General features: G+C 60.2%; 12 protein-coding genes. All 12 read right to left on the bottom strand.

The features are described 5' to 3' along the window. Positions 1–51: 51 nt before the first annotated feature. The 12 genes from HX783_RS07260 to HX783_RS07205 all read right to left on the bottom strand — a co-directional run bounded on the left by HX783_RS07260 (position 52) and on the right by HX783_RS07205 (position 16,534). Positions 52–1,503, bottom strand: coding sequence for a mannose-1-phosphate guanylyltransferase/mannose-6-phosphate isomerase (locus tag HX783_RS07260; protein ID WP_177016453.1), 1,452 nt, complete (start codon positions 1,501–1,503; stop codon positions 52–54). Positions 1,504–1,653: 150 nt separating this feature from the next. After that, complete coding sequence (locus HX783_RS07255; protein ID WP_083360051.1) at positions 1,654–2,310, bottom strand: alginate O-acetyltransferase AlgF; 657 nt, start codon at positions 2,308–2,310, stop codon at positions 1,654–1,656. Positions 2,311–2,326: 16 nt separating this feature from the next. Beyond that, complete coding sequence (locus tag HX783_RS07250) at positions 2,327–3,511, bottom strand: alginate O-acetyltransferase (protein WP_177016452.1); 1,185 nt, start codon at positions 3,509–3,511, stop codon at positions 2,327–2,329. 11 nt (positions 3,512–3,522) lie between these two features. Beyond that, positions 3,523–5,055, bottom strand: coding sequence for an MBOAT family protein (locus tag HX783_RS07245; RefSeq protein WP_177016451.1), 1,533 nt, complete (start codon positions 5,053–5,055; stop codon positions 3,523–3,525). A 192-nt stretch (positions 5,056–5,247) separates the two neighbouring features. Further along, the gene (locus HX783_RS07240; RefSeq protein ID WP_159954334.1) at positions 5,248–6,357 is read right to left on the bottom strand and encodes a mannuronate-specific alginate lyase; all 1,110 of its coding nucleotides are present in this window, start codon (positions 6,355–6,357) and stop codon (positions 5,248–5,250) included. Between the two features lie 24 nt (positions 6,358–6,381). After that, complete coding sequence (locus tag HX783_RS07235; RefSeq protein WP_177016450.1) at positions 6,382–7,827, bottom strand: alginate O-acetyltransferase; 1,446 nt, start codon at positions 7,825–7,827, stop codon at positions 6,382–6,384. An 11-nt stretch (positions 7,828–7,838) separates the two neighbouring features. After that, positions 7,839–9,413 (bottom strand): mannuronan 5-epimerase AlgG, encoded by a 1,575-nt coding sequence (gene algG / locus HX783_RS07230; protein WP_177016449.1) that lies wholly within the window; start codon positions 9,411–9,413, stop codon positions 7,839–7,841. Further along, positions 9,413–10,900: an alginate export family protein gene (locus HX783_RS07225; protein WP_177016448.1), complete on the bottom strand. Its 1,488-nt coding sequence runs from the start codon at positions 10,898–10,900 to the stop codon at positions 9,413–9,415. The genes algG and HX783_RS07225 overlap by 1 nt, the downstream gene beginning before the upstream one ends. Then, a complete protein-coding gene (gene algK / locus HX783_RS07220) occupies positions 10,897–12,276 on the bottom strand; it encodes an alginate biosynthesis TPR repeat lipoprotein AlgK (RefSeq protein WP_159961336.1) in 1,380 nt (459 codons plus the stop codon). The genes HX783_RS07225 and algK overlap by 4 nt, the downstream gene beginning before the upstream one ends. A 173-nt stretch (positions 12,277–12,449) precedes the next feature. After that, positions 12,450–13,616: an alginate biosynthesis protein Alg44 gene (locus HX783_RS07215; RefSeq protein ID WP_177016446.1), complete on the bottom strand. Its 1,167-nt coding sequence runs from the start codon at positions 13,614–13,616 to the stop codon at positions 12,450–12,452. Positions 13,617–13,652: 36 nt separating this feature from the next. After that, positions 13,653–15,134: a mannuronan synthase gene (gene alg8 / locus HX783_RS07210; RefSeq protein WP_177016445.1), complete on the bottom strand. Its 1,482-nt coding sequence runs from the start codon at positions 15,132–15,134 to the stop codon at positions 13,653–13,655. Positions 15,135–15,217: 83 nt separating this feature from the next. Then, complete coding sequence (locus HX783_RS07205; protein WP_159954340.1) at positions 15,218–16,534, bottom strand: nucleotide sugar dehydrogenase; 1,317 nt, start codon at positions 16,532–16,534, stop codon at positions 15,218–15,220. Positions 16,535–17,321: the final 787 nt, after the last annotated feature.

Below are 17,321 nucleotides of genomic sequence, written 5' to 3'. Positions count from 1 at the left end.
TGCGGATAGGGGACGCAGTGGGCTGGGTGAGGGCTTCTTTTTACGACTGTTTTATTGCGCGATAGTTTTCACCGACACGCCACGTTCAACCGGCGTGGAGCGTCCGTAGATATCTTCAAACCGCTCGATATCGTCTTCGCCCAGGTAGCTGCCCGATTGCACTTCGATGATTTCCAACGGGATCTTGCCCGGGTTGCGCAGGCGGTGCACCGAGGCGATAGGGATGTAAGTGGACTGGTTCTCGCAGAGCAGGAACACGTTGTCGTCACAGGTGACTTCCGCCGTGCCGCTGACCACGATCCAGTGTTCGGCGCGGTGGTGGTGCATTTGCAGCGACAGGCACGCGCCCGGCTTGACCGAGATGTGCTTGACCTGGAAACGCCCGCCCATGTCCACCGAGTCGTAGGAACCCCACGGGCGATAGACTTCACAGTGGTTCTGGGTTTCGCTGCGGCCCTGGTCGTTGAGGGTGTTGACCATCTGCTTGACGCCCTGAACCTTGTCTTTGTGGGCAATCATCATCGCGTCTTTGGTTTCCACCACCACGATGTTGTCCAGGCCGATCACCGACACCAGTTTGCCGTTGCCGTGGATCATGCAGTTGCGGCTGTCCTGGATCACCACGTCGCCTTTGCTGACGTTACCGTTGGCGTCTTTGTCGTTGACCGCCCACAGCGAGGCCCAGCAACCCACGTCGCTCCAACCGGCACTCAACGGCACCACGCAGGCGCGCTGGGTTTTTTCCATCACGGCGTAGTCGATGGAATTGTCCGGGCAGCAGGCGAACGTGGCTTCGTCGAAGGTCACGGTGTCGGCGGTCTGCTCGCTGCGCTCCAGGGTCAGCACGCAGGTGTCGTAGATGTCCGGGTCGTGCTTTTTCAGCTCTTCGAGGAAACGGCTGGCGCGGAACAGGAACATGCCGCTGTTCCAGAAATAACCGCCGCTTTTGACAAACTCGACGGCGCGTTTTTCATCCGGTTTTTCCACGAACTGCTGCACACGGCTCACGCCTTCGGGCAGCAGCGAATCGTTGGTGGACTTGATGTAGCCATAACCGGTTTCCGGGCGGGTGGCCGGTACGCCGAACAGCACCATCTCGCCACGCTCGGCGGCCACGGTGGCCAGTGCCAGGGCACGTTGCAGGGCTTTCTGGTCGTCGAGCACGTGGTCGGCCGGCAGCACCAGCATCAGCTCGTCGCGGCCTTCGTTGACCAGCATCATCGCGGTCATGGCCACGGCCGGTGCGGTGTTGCGCCCGAACGGCTCCATCAGGATGCGCTGGCACTCGAGGTTACGCGCACTCAGTTGCTCGTTGACGATAAAGCGGTGGTCTTTGTTGCAGACCACAATCGGTGAGTCCATGCCTTCGAACACCAGGCGCTCCAGGGTTTGCTGGAACAGCGTGTGCTCGCCGGTCAGGGCCAGGAATTGTTTCGGGAACTGTTTACGGGAAAGCGGCCAAAGACGTGAGCCGCTACCACCGGAAAGGATAACTGGAATCATGGGGGTTTCTCCTTGAATCGATTTGGGTCAGAGCCTGTGGGAGGGGGCTTGCTCCCGAAAGCGGTGTTTCAGTCAGCACATCTGTTGCTGAACCACCGCATTCGCGAGCAAGCCCGCTCCCACAGGGGGAGCGTCAAATTGAAAAGCTAATCAGCGGGTCGACACTGGGCGTTTCACCCAGACTGGCGAAATGCTCGAACCGGAACCGGTCACATACAGCACCGCCGCCTCACCACGTTCCAACGCCACCGGCTTCACATCGCCGACTTTCTTGTCACCGTCATACAACGCCAGGCTCACTTTCACTGGGTTGATTTCGCGCTCGCCGCGGCCTTTGGCGGCCACCGACTTGACCACGTCGGTCTTGCCGTCGGCAGTCTTCAAGGTCAGGGCCTTGTCGCTGAGGTTCTGCACGCGTACCAGGGATTTCTGCTTGTTCTTGAACGGCGGTTCTTCGATCAGCTGTGGCTGGCCGCTGCCGCTGTTGACCAGGGTGTAGTAGTGATCGGCGGCGAGTTTGACCGGCACGGTCTGGCTGCCGACCTTGGCGCTGTAGTCACCGCCCGGCATAAAGCTGAAGTCGCTGCTGGCCAGTGGCGCAACGTCGCTGAGGTTGGTGGCGCCGACGGTGGCGCTGACTTCCTGGTTGGAAGCGTTGTACACACGTACGAAGCTCGAACCTTTTGGCGCGGTTGGGCCGTAAAGCGCGGCGTCACCACCGGCGAAGGCGGACATCGACACGATGCTCATACCGGCAGCCAGGGCCAGAGTCTTGGCGAGACGACGAGGAGTTGTAGTGAAAGTCATGTGAGTTACCTCTCTTTCAGTTTTGCGCCCGGTCGGGCGTCTCGGATTTTTGATTTTTAACTGGGGTGTTGATTGCCATGTTTTGTTGGCGCGAACCGGCTTGTTTAAGCTGCGCAACCCACTGCGGGTCGGCGTCACCGATTTCGTTGTTGACGGGCAGATAACGTTCCGGGAACTCCCAGATCAGCACCTGTGGCGGGCTGTTCTTGAAGTCGTCGCTTTTCAGGTAGCTGAGCATCGGCAGAATCGGGCCGTGGCCGTCTTCGGAGTAGTTGATGACGTCGCTGTGCAAGGCTTGCTTGAGCGCGCCGACGAAGTTCCAGTTGGGGTTAGCGCTGTAGCTGGTACCGACCAGTGCCACCGGGGTTTCACTGTCCGCAAACAGGGCGTCGTCGCCTTTGTTTTCAGCCAGGTGCGTGACGCGTTTTTGCAGCGGCTCTTTAGGCGGCATCAGGTTTTCAAACAACGGGTCCAGCGGCAGGAACAGACGCAGGTCGCCTTTGTGCGGTTCGGTCTTTTCCGCTTCGGTGACAAAGCGCTGCGGCTCGCCGCTCAAAGGCGTTTTTTCAGCAATGGTCTTGGCCAATTGCTTGGCGGCGATTTCGGCGCCGTCCGGCGTCCAGTGCGTGTCGGTGCGCAGGAACACTTGCGTGCCGCCCAGCTTGGCCTGTTGCAACGGGCCGAGCAGGTCCGGGGCGATGATCTTGTCCGCCGCGACACGGGCGTGGAAGTCTTCGTACAGGTTGGCGTGGATGCTCGCCGGTTTCACGTCACCCAGGTGTTCCGGGTACAGGCGCACCTTGGCCGGCACGATGGCCATCACCAATTGAATGCCTTGGGCCTTGAGCTTCTGGCGCACGCCTTCGACCAGCGCGTAGTTGCCCTCAAGGTTCTGGTCTTCGTTGACGATGGGGTTGAACTCCTCGTCGCTGTACAACCAGTGATCGCGACCCAGCACCACGCCAGGGCGACCTTCGTTGAACAGCTTGTAGTCCAGCGCTGCCCACAGGTTGGTGCCGATGCGCTTGATCGGGAACTGGTCGTCGTAGTGCGTCTCGACGGCTTTGGTCCAGCGGCCGTTGAGCACGGTGGCGTCGGCATTGGTGCTGAAGCCGAAGAAACTGCGCAGCGACCAGGCGCCCAGGGCCAGCAGCACCAGCAGGAACAGCGCGATATAGAGGACGCGGAATGAACGGGTCATGGTCGGCTCCCTCAGAATTGGAAGTAAAGGAACGGCGAGAAACTCTGCGCCGACAGTTTGAGAATCGACGCCACGAACAGCAGCAGCACCGCAGCGCGCATGGCGTAGCGTGGCCAGTCAGCGGTCCAGTAGGCCGGTTGTACGGCGGCGTCCTGGCCGACGGTGAAGCCTGGCTGGTGGATGCTGTCCGGGTTGTCGCCAGGCACCGCTTTGATCAGGCTCGGGTCGGCCGGCTTGGCTTTCTCGGCAGGGCGATTGGTGTAGAAGTCGCGCAGGCCGAAGAACGCCAGCGTTGCGTATGCCACCACCAGGGTTGCCACTTGCAGGCCGGTGAGGCTGGCGCGGTTGAGTTCCGACAGTGACCACTCGCCAAAGCTGAACATCGCGCCGTACATACGACCGGCCACGTGCAGGTTTTCCGAGCGGAAGATCACCCAGCCCATCACCACCAGCAGGAAGGTGAAGGCCCAGCGCACCACGTTGAAGCTGCGCGGCGCGGTGTTGAGGCCGATGGCTTTTTCAATCGCCAGCCACATGCCGTGCCAGGCGCCCCACACGATGTAGGTGATGTTCGCGCCATGCCACAGGCCACCGAGCAGCATGGTCAGGAACAGGTTGCGGTAGGTGGTCAGCGTGCCTTTACGGTTGCCGCCCAGGGTGATGTACAGGTAGTCACGCAGCCAGGTCGACAGGCTGATGTGCCAGCGGCGCCAGAACTCGGTGATCGACTGGCTGATGTACGGCTGTTTGAAGTTTTCCATGAAGCGAAAACCCATCATCAAGCCTAAACCGATGGCCATGTCGCTGTAGCCGGAGAAGTCGAAGTACAGCTGCGCTGTGTAGGCCAGCGCGCCGAGCCAGGCATCACCGGTAGTGGGGTTTTGCAGGGCGAAGCAATGGTCGGCCACCACCGCCAGGGTATCGGCGATAAAGACTTTCTTGATGAAACCCTGCATGAACCGCGTGCAGCCCTCGGAGAACTTGTCGAGGGTGTGCGTGCGGTTGTTGAACTGGTCGGCCAGGTCGCGAAAGCGCAATACAGGGCCGGCAATCAAATGCGGGAAGATCGCCACGAACGCCGCAAAGTCGATGAGGTTGCGCGTGGCCGGGGTGTCGCCGCGGTACACGTCGATGATGTAGCTGATGGACTCGAAGATGTAGAACGAGATCCCGATCGGCAACAGCACGTGGGTCAGAATGAACGGCTCCAGGCCCGCCGACTTCATCATCACGTTGATGCTGTCGACGCCGAAGTTGGCGTACTTGAAGTAGCCGAGGATGCACAGGTCGATTGCCACGCCGAGCAACAGCCAGCGCTGGGCCGGCTTGGTGCGCACGCCGGCGGCACCGACCTTGAGGCCGATCCAGTAATTCCACAGCGTCACGGCGGCGAACAGCGCCAGGAAGTCCACTCGCCACCAGGCGTAGAACACATAGCTGGCAATCAGCAGCAGCAGGTTGCGATAGCGTTGCCCGCTCAAGTAGTACAAGCCGAGAAAGATCGGCAAGAACAGAAACAGGAACACATTGGACGAGAAAACCATCCCGATCTCTCCATGTTTAACAGACAGTCAAGGGCCAGAGCCCCCCCAAACCCCCCCACGATTTCGGGGGAGGCTGTGATCGTTCCCCCGCTCTGCGTGGGAATGCCTCACTGGACGCTCTGCGTCCGCTTTTGGGACGCAGAGCGTCCCTGGCTGCATTCCCACGCGGAGCGTGGGAACGATCATCAGCCGCTAGTTGCCTTTGTTGCCTTTCTCATGCGTCGGGTCGTAGACCTTGGTCAGGTCACCGCCCAGTCGGAAGGTCTTGAACGGCTGCATGCCATGCTTGCGTTCGAGCACATCCGGGGCGCAGGTGTAGAGGGTGCAGAAGGGTTCAAGCCAGGCGAACTTCATGTCCTCCTTGAGATCCTTCATGTCCTGTTCCTTGCCGTTCTTCTTCTCGAAGATTTCCGGGTCTTTGACCCCGGCCAGCACTTTGTCGCCCAGGCGTTTCAACGCGCCGTTGTTTTCCTGGCGCAAGTCCACCCCGTTGACCAAGGCAAAACTGGCGATCATCGACAGCGGTGGCAGCGCGTAGTTGTGGTACGACAAGGCCCGTTGCTGACGCTTCAATTCGTTGGGCAAAAAGCCCTGGTCATCGACCTGGTTGGCGCCGACTTTGTATTCCTTCACGGCCCAGTCAAACAGGTCGCGACGGTTGACGGCGACGGACGTCGCCATCACCGACCAGGCAGCCCAGTAGGAGTGGTTGTTGGTTTTTTCCAGCGGCAGGTTGTCCCAATCGCTCACCACCTGATCGGCCAGCTTGTTGAACCAGGCTTCGATCAACTGCGATTCCTGCTGGTGGTTGGCCAGCGGGTGCGAGTCGGAAAACTTCAGGCGTACATAGGCCGAGGCCATGCTGCCCAACGCCCATTTGCGCATGGACTTGCCGGTGTGGTTGAAGTCCTTGGACATCAACGCATTCGCCTTGGCCCAGCTTGTAAGCCAGTTCAGGGTGCATTCCAGTTGCTGCGGACGACCGTCGCGCATGAACTGCATCACGCGCTTGCTGGTGTCTTTTTCCAGCTTGGTGATGTCGGCGGTGCTGTCGCGAAAGGCTTTTTCGGATTGCACATTCAGGGTGGAACGGGCTTTGTCCGAACCTTCGTACTTGCTGCGAAATTGCAGCGAGCCGGTGTACGGCGCCGGCATGGCGTCGCAGTCATTCTTGAAGTCGCCGGTCTTGAACGCTTCCACCGGGGCAAAATAACCCTGGGGCGGGCGCAGTGGCGCGGCGGCGTTGGCTGCGCCGGCGAATATCGCCAGGCCCAGTAACGATGGGATCAATAACTTCTGCATAGGTAACCTCATTGCATACTTAATTCACGGCACTGAAGCAGTCTGTTGACCGCCGGCAGGGAATACGTTGCGTGTGCAAATTTTCGCTTCGACTTTCTGCGCGGCAGCGCCCGCTTCGGGGCCCTGCACTTCCACGGCCAGCAAATTCTGCGAGGCCCAGTCTTCATCGGTGCGCAGTTCAAAGGCGAAACGCCCGTCTGTATCGGATGTTTCGGGTTTCTCGATCTTGATGTCCTCGTGGCGCCCGTTCATGTACCAGAGGGTGGCTTGCAGGGTTTTCACCGACGGGTCGGCGAAGCGGATGTCGACCTGGTGACTGCTGTTACGCAGGTCTTTGTTCGAACTGTTGACCAGCAATTCGTTCTTGCCGGGTTTTAACGTCGTGCTGGCGCTCATCTGCGCGGTCTTGCCTTCGCAGCCGTTGTCGAGCAGCGACATCATCTGGCGGTAGATGGTCTCCTGGTCGAGGCGGTACAGCGGCGAAAATTCCCAGATCAGAATTTTCGGCGGGGTTTTCTGGAATTCGTCGCTGCCCAGGTACTGGATCATCGAGCCTTCGAGACCACCGCCAGGGAAGGCGACGTTGAGGATGTCGGCACCGATTTCCTGTTCCAGGAAACCGGCAAAGTTGTAGTTCTTGCCGCTGTGGCTGGTGCCGACCAGGGTAATCTGCGGGTTGCCCGAATCGCCGAACAGGTCGCCGTCACCGGCTTCGCCCTTGGGTTCGGTGGTGAACTGGTCCATGTACTGGATCGCGTAGCTGGTGCCGCACAGTTGCCCGGCCATGTTGTGCAAGGTGCCGGTCTTGCCCATGCGCCCGGAGCGCTTGGTTTCGAACTCACGCTTGGGAATATCCGCGAACTCAGGCATCGCACGGACTTTGGCACCGACGATTTTTGCCGTGCGCTGGGCGCCGTAAGGTGTCCAGTGTTGGTCGCCACGGAAGTAGAAATCGTGGGCCGGCAGTTCATCCGGCAGTTGCTCGTCTGTCAGCGGCGAGAGGTCCGGCACCACGTAACCCATCTTGGCGAAACGGCCGAGCATGGTCTTGTAGTTGCCCAGTGCCTTGTCGAAATCGAACTTGGCTTTTTCTTCCGGGTTGAGCTTGTTGCGGTTCACCAGGCCACGGGTCGGCTGGTAGACCACCACCAGTTCCACGCCCTTGGCCTTGAACGCATCGTGCAGCTGTTGCATGCGTTTGTAGCCGGCGGGGCTGGTGTCGAATTCGGTGCGCAAATCTTCCTGGGTTCGGAACAGCCAGTCGCCCTGCGCCTGCACCAGGGTGGTGAAGTTCTGCTGGTAACGCGTGGTGTAGTTCTTCGCGTCATGGGCGGCGGGGCACAGGCTGCAGCACGGTTCGGCGGTAAAGGTCGGCGCCTTGATTTCATCGGCGCGTACGCCTTGGCTGGCCGCCAGCAGGCCGAGGGTCAGACCCGAGAGGCTCAGCAGTTTGATCATGTGTGGGTGCATAAGGGTCATCCTCAGTCCTGCATTTCGGTCTGGCGTTCGACAGGGTCGATCAGCACGGCTTTCTGTTGGCGCACCAACAGGTCGAGAATTTCTTCCTGCCGATCACCCAGCACGCCGTTGAAGCTGATACCGCTGGATTTGGTCGGCGCGAGCATCGACACGCGGTACAGCTCGACACTCAGTGGCGAGTCGATCGACAGCGGCCCGCTGCCGTTACCCGCCAATTCACCGCCAACCACGATCAGCGAGACCTTGGCGTCGAACGGGTCGAGGGCGATGTCGCGGTCGGTGTCGGTCAAATCCTTGATGTGGCCGTACACGCCGGTCAGGCCGTTGGCCATTGAGGTGTTCTCGTACAGGCGGATGTTCACGCTGTTACGGATACGAATGCCGTGGCGACGGTTGGCGATCACCTTGTTGCCCCACAGCAGGTTGTCGGCGCTTTCATACAGCGTGATGCCGTCGGTGTGGTTGCGGTAGATCTCGTTGTCGGCGATCAGGTTGTTGACGCTGTTACGGTCGATCACCAGGCCCGACAGCTTGTTGTCGTAGCTGCGGTTGTTGAAGATGAAGCTGTCGTTCACCTCACGGGAAATGATGATGCCGTGCTTCTTCTTGGTGCCGTAGACGGTGTTGTCGGCGATGATCAGGCCGTGGGAACGGTCGTGCGGGTCAATGCCGTAGACGATGTTGTCTTTGTAGGTGTTGCCCTTGAGCACAAAGCCCGTGGTCTCGTAGCAGTAGAAGCCGTACCACATGTCCGAGAACTCGGAATCGACGATCCAGCCGGTCGGCTCAGGGCGCTTGAGCACCTTGGCCATGTTCGGCGTGTACTGGGAAATACTCACCCCGTACGACTTACTGTTGGCGTAGCCGAAGCTGGCCATCTTGCTGTTGGCGACGTAGGTCTCGGTGCCGCCCCAGGCCAGCAGGAACGGGCGGAATTCCTTGGGCGACTGGAACAGTGCCGGGCCATTGGTCTTTTCATTCCAGCCGGTGATCCGGGTGTCACGCACAAACAGCTGGCCGTCGTTGATCAGGAACGAACCGGCTTGTTGCGACAGGCGCAGCTCCTGGGTTTTCTTGTCGATTTCGAGGATGCCTTTGCGCCCGACCACAATCGGCAGCTTGGCCAAAAACACGCCCGGCGAGGTTTCGCTGAAGTACTGCTTGGGCACTTTGCCGAGCAGGTCCTTGAGGTTCATGTAGCCGTCGTCGACAAAGATCGCCTGGGGAATGCCGTGCTGGCGCACCACCCATTCGGCCATCTTGTTATCGCCGCCGATAAAGTCCTTGAGCGCGTCTTCCTGCATCATGCGGCGGATGCTGATTTTGCCCGGCTTGGTTCTGACGATCTTTTTTTCCATCGCCGCGCCGGTGTAGCCCGACAGGTCCGGCAGGGCGGGCTTGGCCATTTCCAGCGGCGCGGTCGGCGGGCTGGAAATGGTGTAGGTCTTGGCCTGTTGCAGTTCTTTGGCGATGGTCGGCGCCTTGCCCTGCTGCGGGGTGTCGGCAAACGCTGTGGCACTGGCCATCAGCATCGCGGCAACCAGCAATTTTTGAGGAATCATTGCGCAGGCTCCCATCAGAACTTCCAGATCACGTCGACAAAGGCGCGATGCATGTACGAGTCGACCTGGCTGCCATACGCATCACCCGGCTTGAACACGCCGGCACGAAAGCGCACCAGCGCCGAGGGTTCGTCGATCGACTGGCTGAGCGCGGCCGGCAGCAGGCCTTTCTTGAAGTACTTGGTGACCACCAGGTCCATCTCCTGGCCCAGGTCTTTCTTGCCGTCTTCGAGCGGCAGGGAAGTGCTGGACAGGATCGCGCCGGTCACGTCGTCGGTGTTGTTCTGCACGGCATCGATGCCGTTGCTGCCCACCGGCTTGTTGCCGTCGACGCGCCAGAACTTGTGGTAGACCAGGCTGGCGTCGTAGTCCTCGCGCAGCTGCCAGGAACCGAACAGGCTCATCGACTGCATGTTGTTCATTTCGCCGCGAAACGCCTCGCCGAAGCGGTGCACGCGGGACTGGGTGCCGGTCCAGTTCGAACGGTTGCTTTGCAGGCCGTTCTGCTCGTAGTTGGCGCTCGCGCGGGAGTAAGCCGCGCCGACTTGCCACTGCGGGTCCAGACGCAGGCGAATGCCGAGGTCGGTGGCCCAGCCACTCACGTCGTCGCTGCGCTTGGCTTCGGTTGGGCGGCTGCCGTCTTTGTTCAGGGCGTTGACCGTGTCGCGGTCGCCTTTCATGCCGGTGACGCTGGCCCAGTAGTTGACCGTGTTGGTGTTGCGCCAGTTGTAGGCGTCGCTGTTGGCTTCGATGCCGAGCCAGGTCAGGTCGCCATTCTCGCGTTTGTCCAACGGGTCGGTGGCCACGCCCGGTTCGGCGTAGTCGAGCTTGCCGTCGTCGTGGGTGTGGTGACCGCGCAGGCCGATCCACTGGCCCGGCGTCCACTGGTAGGCGGCGTCGGCGTAGAAGTGCTGGCGGTCCTTGTCCTTGGGCGACAGTTCCTTGAGGTCGGTGCGGTATTCGCTGAAGCGTTCGGCGGCGCCGACATTGGCCTTGAGCAAGGTGGTGTCGAAGGTCCAGTTCAGCGCTTCGATGTTGGTGTCGCGCCATTGGCCGTCGTCATTGCGCAGGCGCTGGCGACCGAACTTGAGGATCTCGCCAGGGTAGGGCGTAAAGCCGCTGTAGCCGACCCAGAACTCGCGCAGGGCCAGGTAGTTTTTCTTGGCTTTGCGGTCGTCGTTGCTCGATTGTTCGGTGGTGTCATCGGCCGACTGTTGCAGGGTGTCGGTCTCGATGATGTCGCTGGAGGTCACCGCTTGACCCATGGCGTAGGCGCTCCACGCGCCGCTTTCGCCGTAGACCCACGGGCGCAGGTCGAGGCCGATGCCGTTGACGTCGCCGCCTTTCTGCGTGCCGAGGTCGCGGTCGTCTTCGGACTGTGCGGTGGCTTTGACTTCCAGGCCGAAGTTCTTGGCTTCGGTCAGCGCGGCCAGGGTCGGGCACGACCACAGCAGGGCGAAGGTCAGGCCGATGCCGGCCTTGACGAATGGGTTGAGCTTCATAGGGATTCCTCGCCGTCTTCTTCTTGCAGGGCGTGCAGTTGCAGCGTGCTCTGGGCCAGGGTGCCGCGCGCGGCCAGTTCCTGTTGCACCAGGCGTTGGCCTTCGGCGCGTTGCTCCGGCGTGAGCGGGGCTTCGAGCTGCGTGGCCAAGTCATTGGCCTCTGGCGTGTCCTGGGCTTTAGCCAACTGACTGAAGACATAGGCGTTCAATGGGTCGGGCTTGGTGCCCTTGCCTTGGGAAAACAATTGCGCGATGGCGAAGTCGGCGCTGTTCTGGCCGTTGCGCGCAGCGGTCAGCAGGTGGTCGAGGGCTTTTTGCGAATAGACCTTGCCCAGGTAGCCCCGGCGGTAGATCTGGCCGAGGTAGTAATCGGCGGCCACTTCCTTGCCCACGGCTTTTTCGAAATGCGCTTCGGCGGCCTTGGCGTCGGCCGGCACCCACTTGCCTTCGTAATAGAGCTTGCCCAGCAACAGCTCGGCGCGCGGCTGGTCGGCGGCGCGGCCGTTGTCCAGGTACTTCATCATCTGGTCGACGTCGCCCAGTTCGGGGAAGTCGTAGAGCAGTTGCGCCAGGCTGACCCAGGAAGCGGGGTAGCCAGGGGCGATTTTTTCCAGCAGCGCTTGCGCGGTTTTCTCGTCGGTTTTGCCTAGGGTCGCATCACCCAAGACACGTGCGACGCTGTCGACGCGTTGTGCGGTGACGGTGCCACGGCTGTAACCGGCTTCCATCTGCTTGAGCAGTTCGGCCTGTTTTTCCGGCTCGGCTTTTTTCTGGTAGACCGTGGCCAGCTCGACGTAGCAGATGTCGGTGGTGTTCAGCGCGGCCTTGCAGATGCGCTCTACGTCATCCAGATGCTGGTCGTAGGTGTCCTGGGTGCGGTACAGCAGCACTTGGGCCAGACCGGCTTCCGGGTAACCCGCCGCTTGCCATTTGCTGATCTGCTGCTGGGCATTCACGTTGGGGAAGCTGTGCGGGTATTGCAGGTACAGCATCGCCAGCGGAATCAGGGTGTTGCCTTCGCCATTGGCAAAGGCTTTTTTCAACAGGCCTTCGGCTTCATGCTGCTCAGCCTCGGTGGCGCCGGGTTTGGCCACCAACAGGCGACCCAGGCGCGCCTGAGCGCGGGGCGAGGTATCGGCCGCGGCGCGGTAGGTGGCCTCGGCCTGGCGGATTTGCTCGGGGTCGCGGGTGGTCACCTGGATATCGGCTAGGCCGACTTGGGCCTCGCTGTAACCCAGGTCTGCCAGTTGCTGGTAATTCTGCTGGGCGGTGACGGTGTCGCCGCGCTTCAAGGCTTCGTTGGCCAGGCGCTGGTCGGGTAGACCGGCGCAACCGGCGAGACTGACCGCAACAGCCAGCAAAGCCGCAGTACCCATGTGGGAGCGGGCTTGTTGTGGCGAGCAAGCTTGCTTGCGCTGGGGTGCGAAGCAGCCCCAAAAAGCCGGCTCCAGCTGCGCTGTCGAACGGGAGCAAGCTCCCTCGCCACAGCAAGCCCGCTCCCACAGTGTTTGCAGTGTATTTGAGAGAGTCATCACAGGCATGTCCTCGCTTACAGACCGTGAGCCGTGGCTTTGTCGATCAGCCAGTTCAGCGATGGGCCACGGTCGCTGGTCACTTCAACCGGGCGGCCGGCGTAGGTGCTGTCCAGCGGTGCGTCCGGCTTGATCTGCACGCGGATGTCGGAGGACAGGTCGGCGCTGTTCAAGCTGGTGCTGCTGACGATGGTGCCGGTGCGGATCTGTTCTTCGTCGGCGACCTGGAAGCTCACCGGCGTGCCTGGGCGAACGTCGGCGAACTGGCGATAGGTGAAGCGCGCTTCCACGTTGGCCAGGCTGCCGCGTGGCACCAGTTGGAAGATCACATCGCCCTTGTTGGCGTACTGGCCGTCGGCGACCATTTGCTGGGCAACCACGCAATCGCACGGCGAGGTCAGGGTACCGGTCATTTGCTTGCCGAACAGCTCTTCAACCTTGGCCGGTTGCAGTTGGTCTTCGTCCAGATGGCCCTTGAGCACATCGAGCATGCTGGTGCTGAAGGTCGCCAGTGGCGCGCCTTTGGCCGCGACCGCGTCACCTTTGAGCAGGCTTTGCACCGTGCCGTCGCGCGGCATCGTCACGTTCATGCCCGGCACGCTGACCAGGCCGGCCTGGGCGTGGCTGACGAAGTACATGCCATACACCGACTTGAAGACAAAGCCGAATGCGGCGAGGCCGACGATGAAAATACCTGCGCTGAACACCACGGCGCGCAGGCGACCGAACGCGGTCATGCCGCTGCCGCCGTCCTTGACCTTGCGCGCCTTGGTGAAGTTGTCGCGTTGCAGGGTGGCGAGTACGTCGCCCATGGTCACGATGTCGCCGGACAAGTGCGAGGTGATCAAGTGGCGCAGGGTCGAGATGTCTTGTTGTTCCAGGTTCTGGAACTGGCAACCGGTGCGGCCGGTCTGGCGGTCGTAGGAGCGAATCTGCAGCTCTACGTCCATGGCCAGGCCGAGGTTATCGATGACGAATTGCAGGCGGCCTTTGTGCACTTCACCGACGGTCAACGGCTGGGTGGCGGTGAACGCCAGGCCACCGGCGGACAGGTCGATCACCCGCGCTTCGGTCTGGGTACGGTCGGTGTTGAAGAAGCGCAGCTTGGCCGGGATTTTCACCCGGGCATGTTGGCGCTGGGCTTCGGACTCGTGGACAACGTTGGCGTTTACTTGGCTATTCATGGTGTGTAGTTCCTAGTTAATTCAGGCTTGGCAGGGTCAGACCATCATCAGCAACACGGCGACGAAAATGCTGCCGGCGGAGAAGGTCATGGTCCGAGACGACCAGGTGTTGAACCAACGTTGAAAGCTGGCCAAATCGCGGGTCAGTTTGGTGTCCTGGCGGGTCCAGGACTGTTGATCAAGGCGGAAGAACACGTAGATCTTCACCAGCGCGCCCATGATCTGGTTGTAATAGAGAATCACCGGGTACGCCGGGCCGATCTTGTGGCCGGAGCACGACAGCAGCAGGGTCAGGATCAGGCGGGTGATGCCGATCCACAGCAGGTACGCGAGGATGAACGCGCCGCCGTACTTGAAGGTGGCGATGATTGCCACAGTCAGGCCGAGCAGGGAGGTCCACATCGACACGCGCTGGTCGAACAACACCACGCTGGTGAACAGGCCGAGCCGACGCACGCCCAGGCCCAGGGCGCGGGAGTTCTGGCGCAGGTTGTTGCCGTACCAGCGGAACATCAGCTTGCGGCTGGCCTTGATAAAGCTCTTTTCCGGCGGGTGTTCCACGGTGTTGATCGCGGCGTCCGGCACGTAGAAGGTGTCGTAGCCAAGGCGCATCAGGCTGAACCAGCTGGACTTGTCATCGCCGGTCAGGAACTTGAAGCGGCCCAGGCGCCAGTGTTGCAGCGAGTCGCTTTCCACGTCGGCGATAAAGCCCGGGTCGGTGACCACGCTGGCACGGAACACCGACATGCGCCCGGTCATGGTCAGCACGCGCTTGGACAGGGCCATGGAGCACATGTTGATGTGGCGTTGGGCGAAGCGCAGCTTGTGCCATTCGCTCATGATGTAGCCGCCGCGCACTTCGCAGAACTCGTTGGTGGTCAGGCCGCCGACATTGCCGAACAGCTGGAACCACGGCACGGTTTTGCGCACTACGCCTTCGGCGAGCACGGTGTCGCCATCGATCACTGCCACCACGGCACGGTCGTCCGGCAGGTGGCGGGAGATGGCGCGGAAGCCAAAGGCCAGGCCGTCGCGCTTGCCAGTACCGGCGATGCGTACGAAATCGAGCTTCACGTGTTCCGGTGGGTTCATGCGTTCCCACAGGCTTTTCACCAGCAGCTCATCGGACATTTCCACCAGCGAGCAGACCACGGTGGTCGGGAAGCCGCATTCGATGGCCTCGCGAATGACCGAGCTGTAAACCTGTGCGGTGGTCAGTGCATCGATACGAAAACTGGTGACCATCAGGAACACATGGGACGGGTCCGCCGACTTGCCCAACTTGCGCACTTTACGGCGCAGGTGCGGGTAGACCACGTACAGGAACAGCATGCCGCGAAAGAAATGCGTAGCACCCATCGAGTAGCGCCAGATACCGACGGCGCCAATCAGGAAAATAAAATTCTTCGACTCGGAGTCGAACGTACTCGCCGGTAAGAGCAGGGCGAGTCCCATCAGCAGGCTCAAGAAGAACAGCCAGCCGGCAGATTGGAGCAGTACGTGTTTTAACTTGGACATAAGCGTCATCCGAAGGTGAAGAAGGCTCCAGGCTGCAAGCGCTGGGGATTGGTGCGCTTGCAGCCTGAAACTTGCCGTTGCTGTTACCAGCAAATGCCTTCGGTGCGGCCGGTCACGCTGGTGGCCTTGGACATGAAGCCCACCAGGTCGACCACTTGCTTGCCGTGCGGGGCGTTATGCGCCAGGGCACGGAATTTCTCGTCGCGGTTGCCGAGGATGATCACGTCGGAGTTGTTGATCACATCGTCGAAGTCCGAGTTGAGCAGGGACGACACGTGCGGGATCTTGCCCTCGATGTAGTCCTTGTTGGCGCCGTGAACACGGGCGTACTCGACGTTGCTGTCGTAGATGCTCAGGTCGTAGCCCTTGCCGATCAGCATTTCCGCGAGTTCCACCAATGGGCTTTCGCGCAGGTCATCGGTGCCGGCCTTGAAGCTCAGGCCCAGCAGGGCGACTTTGCGTTTGTCGTGGCTTTCGACGATGTCGAAGGCGTTCTGCACCTGGGACTCGTTGCTGCGCATCAGCGAGTTGAGCAGCGGCGCTTCCACGTCCAGGGAGCTGGCGCGGTAGGTCAGGGCACGCACGTCTTTTGGCAGGCACGAGCCGCCGAACGCGAAGCCTGGGCGCATGTAGTACTGGGACAGGTTGAGGGTCTTGTCCTGGCAGACCACTTCCATCACTTCGCGGCCATCGACGCCGACAGCCTTGGCGATGTTGCCGATTTCGTTGGCGAAGGTCACCTTGGTGGCGTGCCACACGTTGCAGGTGTACTTGATCATTTCGGCAACGGCGATGTCCTTGCGGATGATCGGTGCGTCGAGTTCTTCGTACAGCGCCTGCAGGACATCGCCGGAGGCTTTGTCGAACTCGCCGATGACGGTCATCGGTGGCAGGTCGTAGTCGGCGATGGCGGTGGATTCACGCAGGAATTCCGGGTTGACCGCAACACCGAAGTCGACGCCGGCTTTCTTGCCGGAGCAGTCTTCGAGGATCGGGATGACCACATTGGCCACAGTGCCCGGCAAGACGGTGCTGCGCACCACGATGGTGTGGCGGGTGGTCTTGTCACGCAGGACAAAACCGATCTCGCGGCATACCGATTCGATGTAGTTGAGTTCCAGGTCGCCGTTTTTCTTGCTTGGCGTGCCGACGCAAATCATCGACAAGTCGGTATCGCGGATGGCTTCGGCGAAGTTGGTAGTACCGCGCAGTCGACCGGTCTCGATCCCTTGGCTCAACAGTTCACCCAGACCCGGTTCAACGATTGGCGATTTGCCCGCATTGATCAGGTCAATCTTTTCCTGGGAGATGTCCACGCCGACCACTTCGTGGCCACGGGCAGACAGGCAACCGGCACAGACTGCGCCAACGTAACCCAAACCAAATATGCTGATGCGCATCGCATTTACCTCTTTGTCATTGAAGACGATATTAATCATGCCAATTAGATGGCCGGAGTTCATGTTTGCAAGCGTCACTGTTGCCACGAAAGTTAGGCGAATAGACGCCGACTTACCGTGTGCAGGCATGTTAAATAACGAGTGACTAACGATTGCACTCAAGTTGTGCGAAACATGGTCTTGTTATTGGGGCTTGCCCTGAAATGCAGCCGGCCTTCCTGGGAGAAGGGCCTGGCGCCAGTGCCGCAGAGCGTTGATAGAGGCGGCAAGCCTTTAAATATCAATGCCTTGGGTTGTCTCACTGACCCATTAGGGGAAGCTGAGCCTTGGCCTTATAGTGGGTGGCAATTCATCCTTGTCGCCGCTCTTAACTAATCGGTTGGTAATATGACCACGCAGTCAAAGTGTATGTGACAACTTTGCTACTTCCATTGGTCGGTCATGTAAGTCATCTCTTACAGCAACAGAGAATTTCGTTACCGGTGGTATGAGCGGTGCTTTGGAGTGAAGTTCCTGGCCACTCATCCTGTTTCCGGAAATTTCTTGAAATATTAGAAAAGATGGCACTGGTACTATACTGATAGCACTTGCTATTTGGGCCAGTAGTTATAGGGAGTTGGCGCGCAGGGATAGTTTTGTGCCACTACCTTTTAAAAAAAGTGGTGCCACTACGAAAAAATTTCTGAAATGTCGAGTGAAAGATTCGTTAGGAATGCGTCAGGATGTTTTTTGACGCCAAATAAATGACGATTCTGTCATTGGAATGCAGACAAAAATGTGGGAGCGG

The organism is Pseudomonas sp. D2002 (genome assembly GCF_013385735.1).
GTDB lineage: Bacteria > Pseudomonadota > Gammaproteobacteria > Pseudomonadales > Pseudomonadaceae > Aquipseudomonas.
This window is presented reverse-complemented; position numbering and strand designations above follow the sequence as displayed.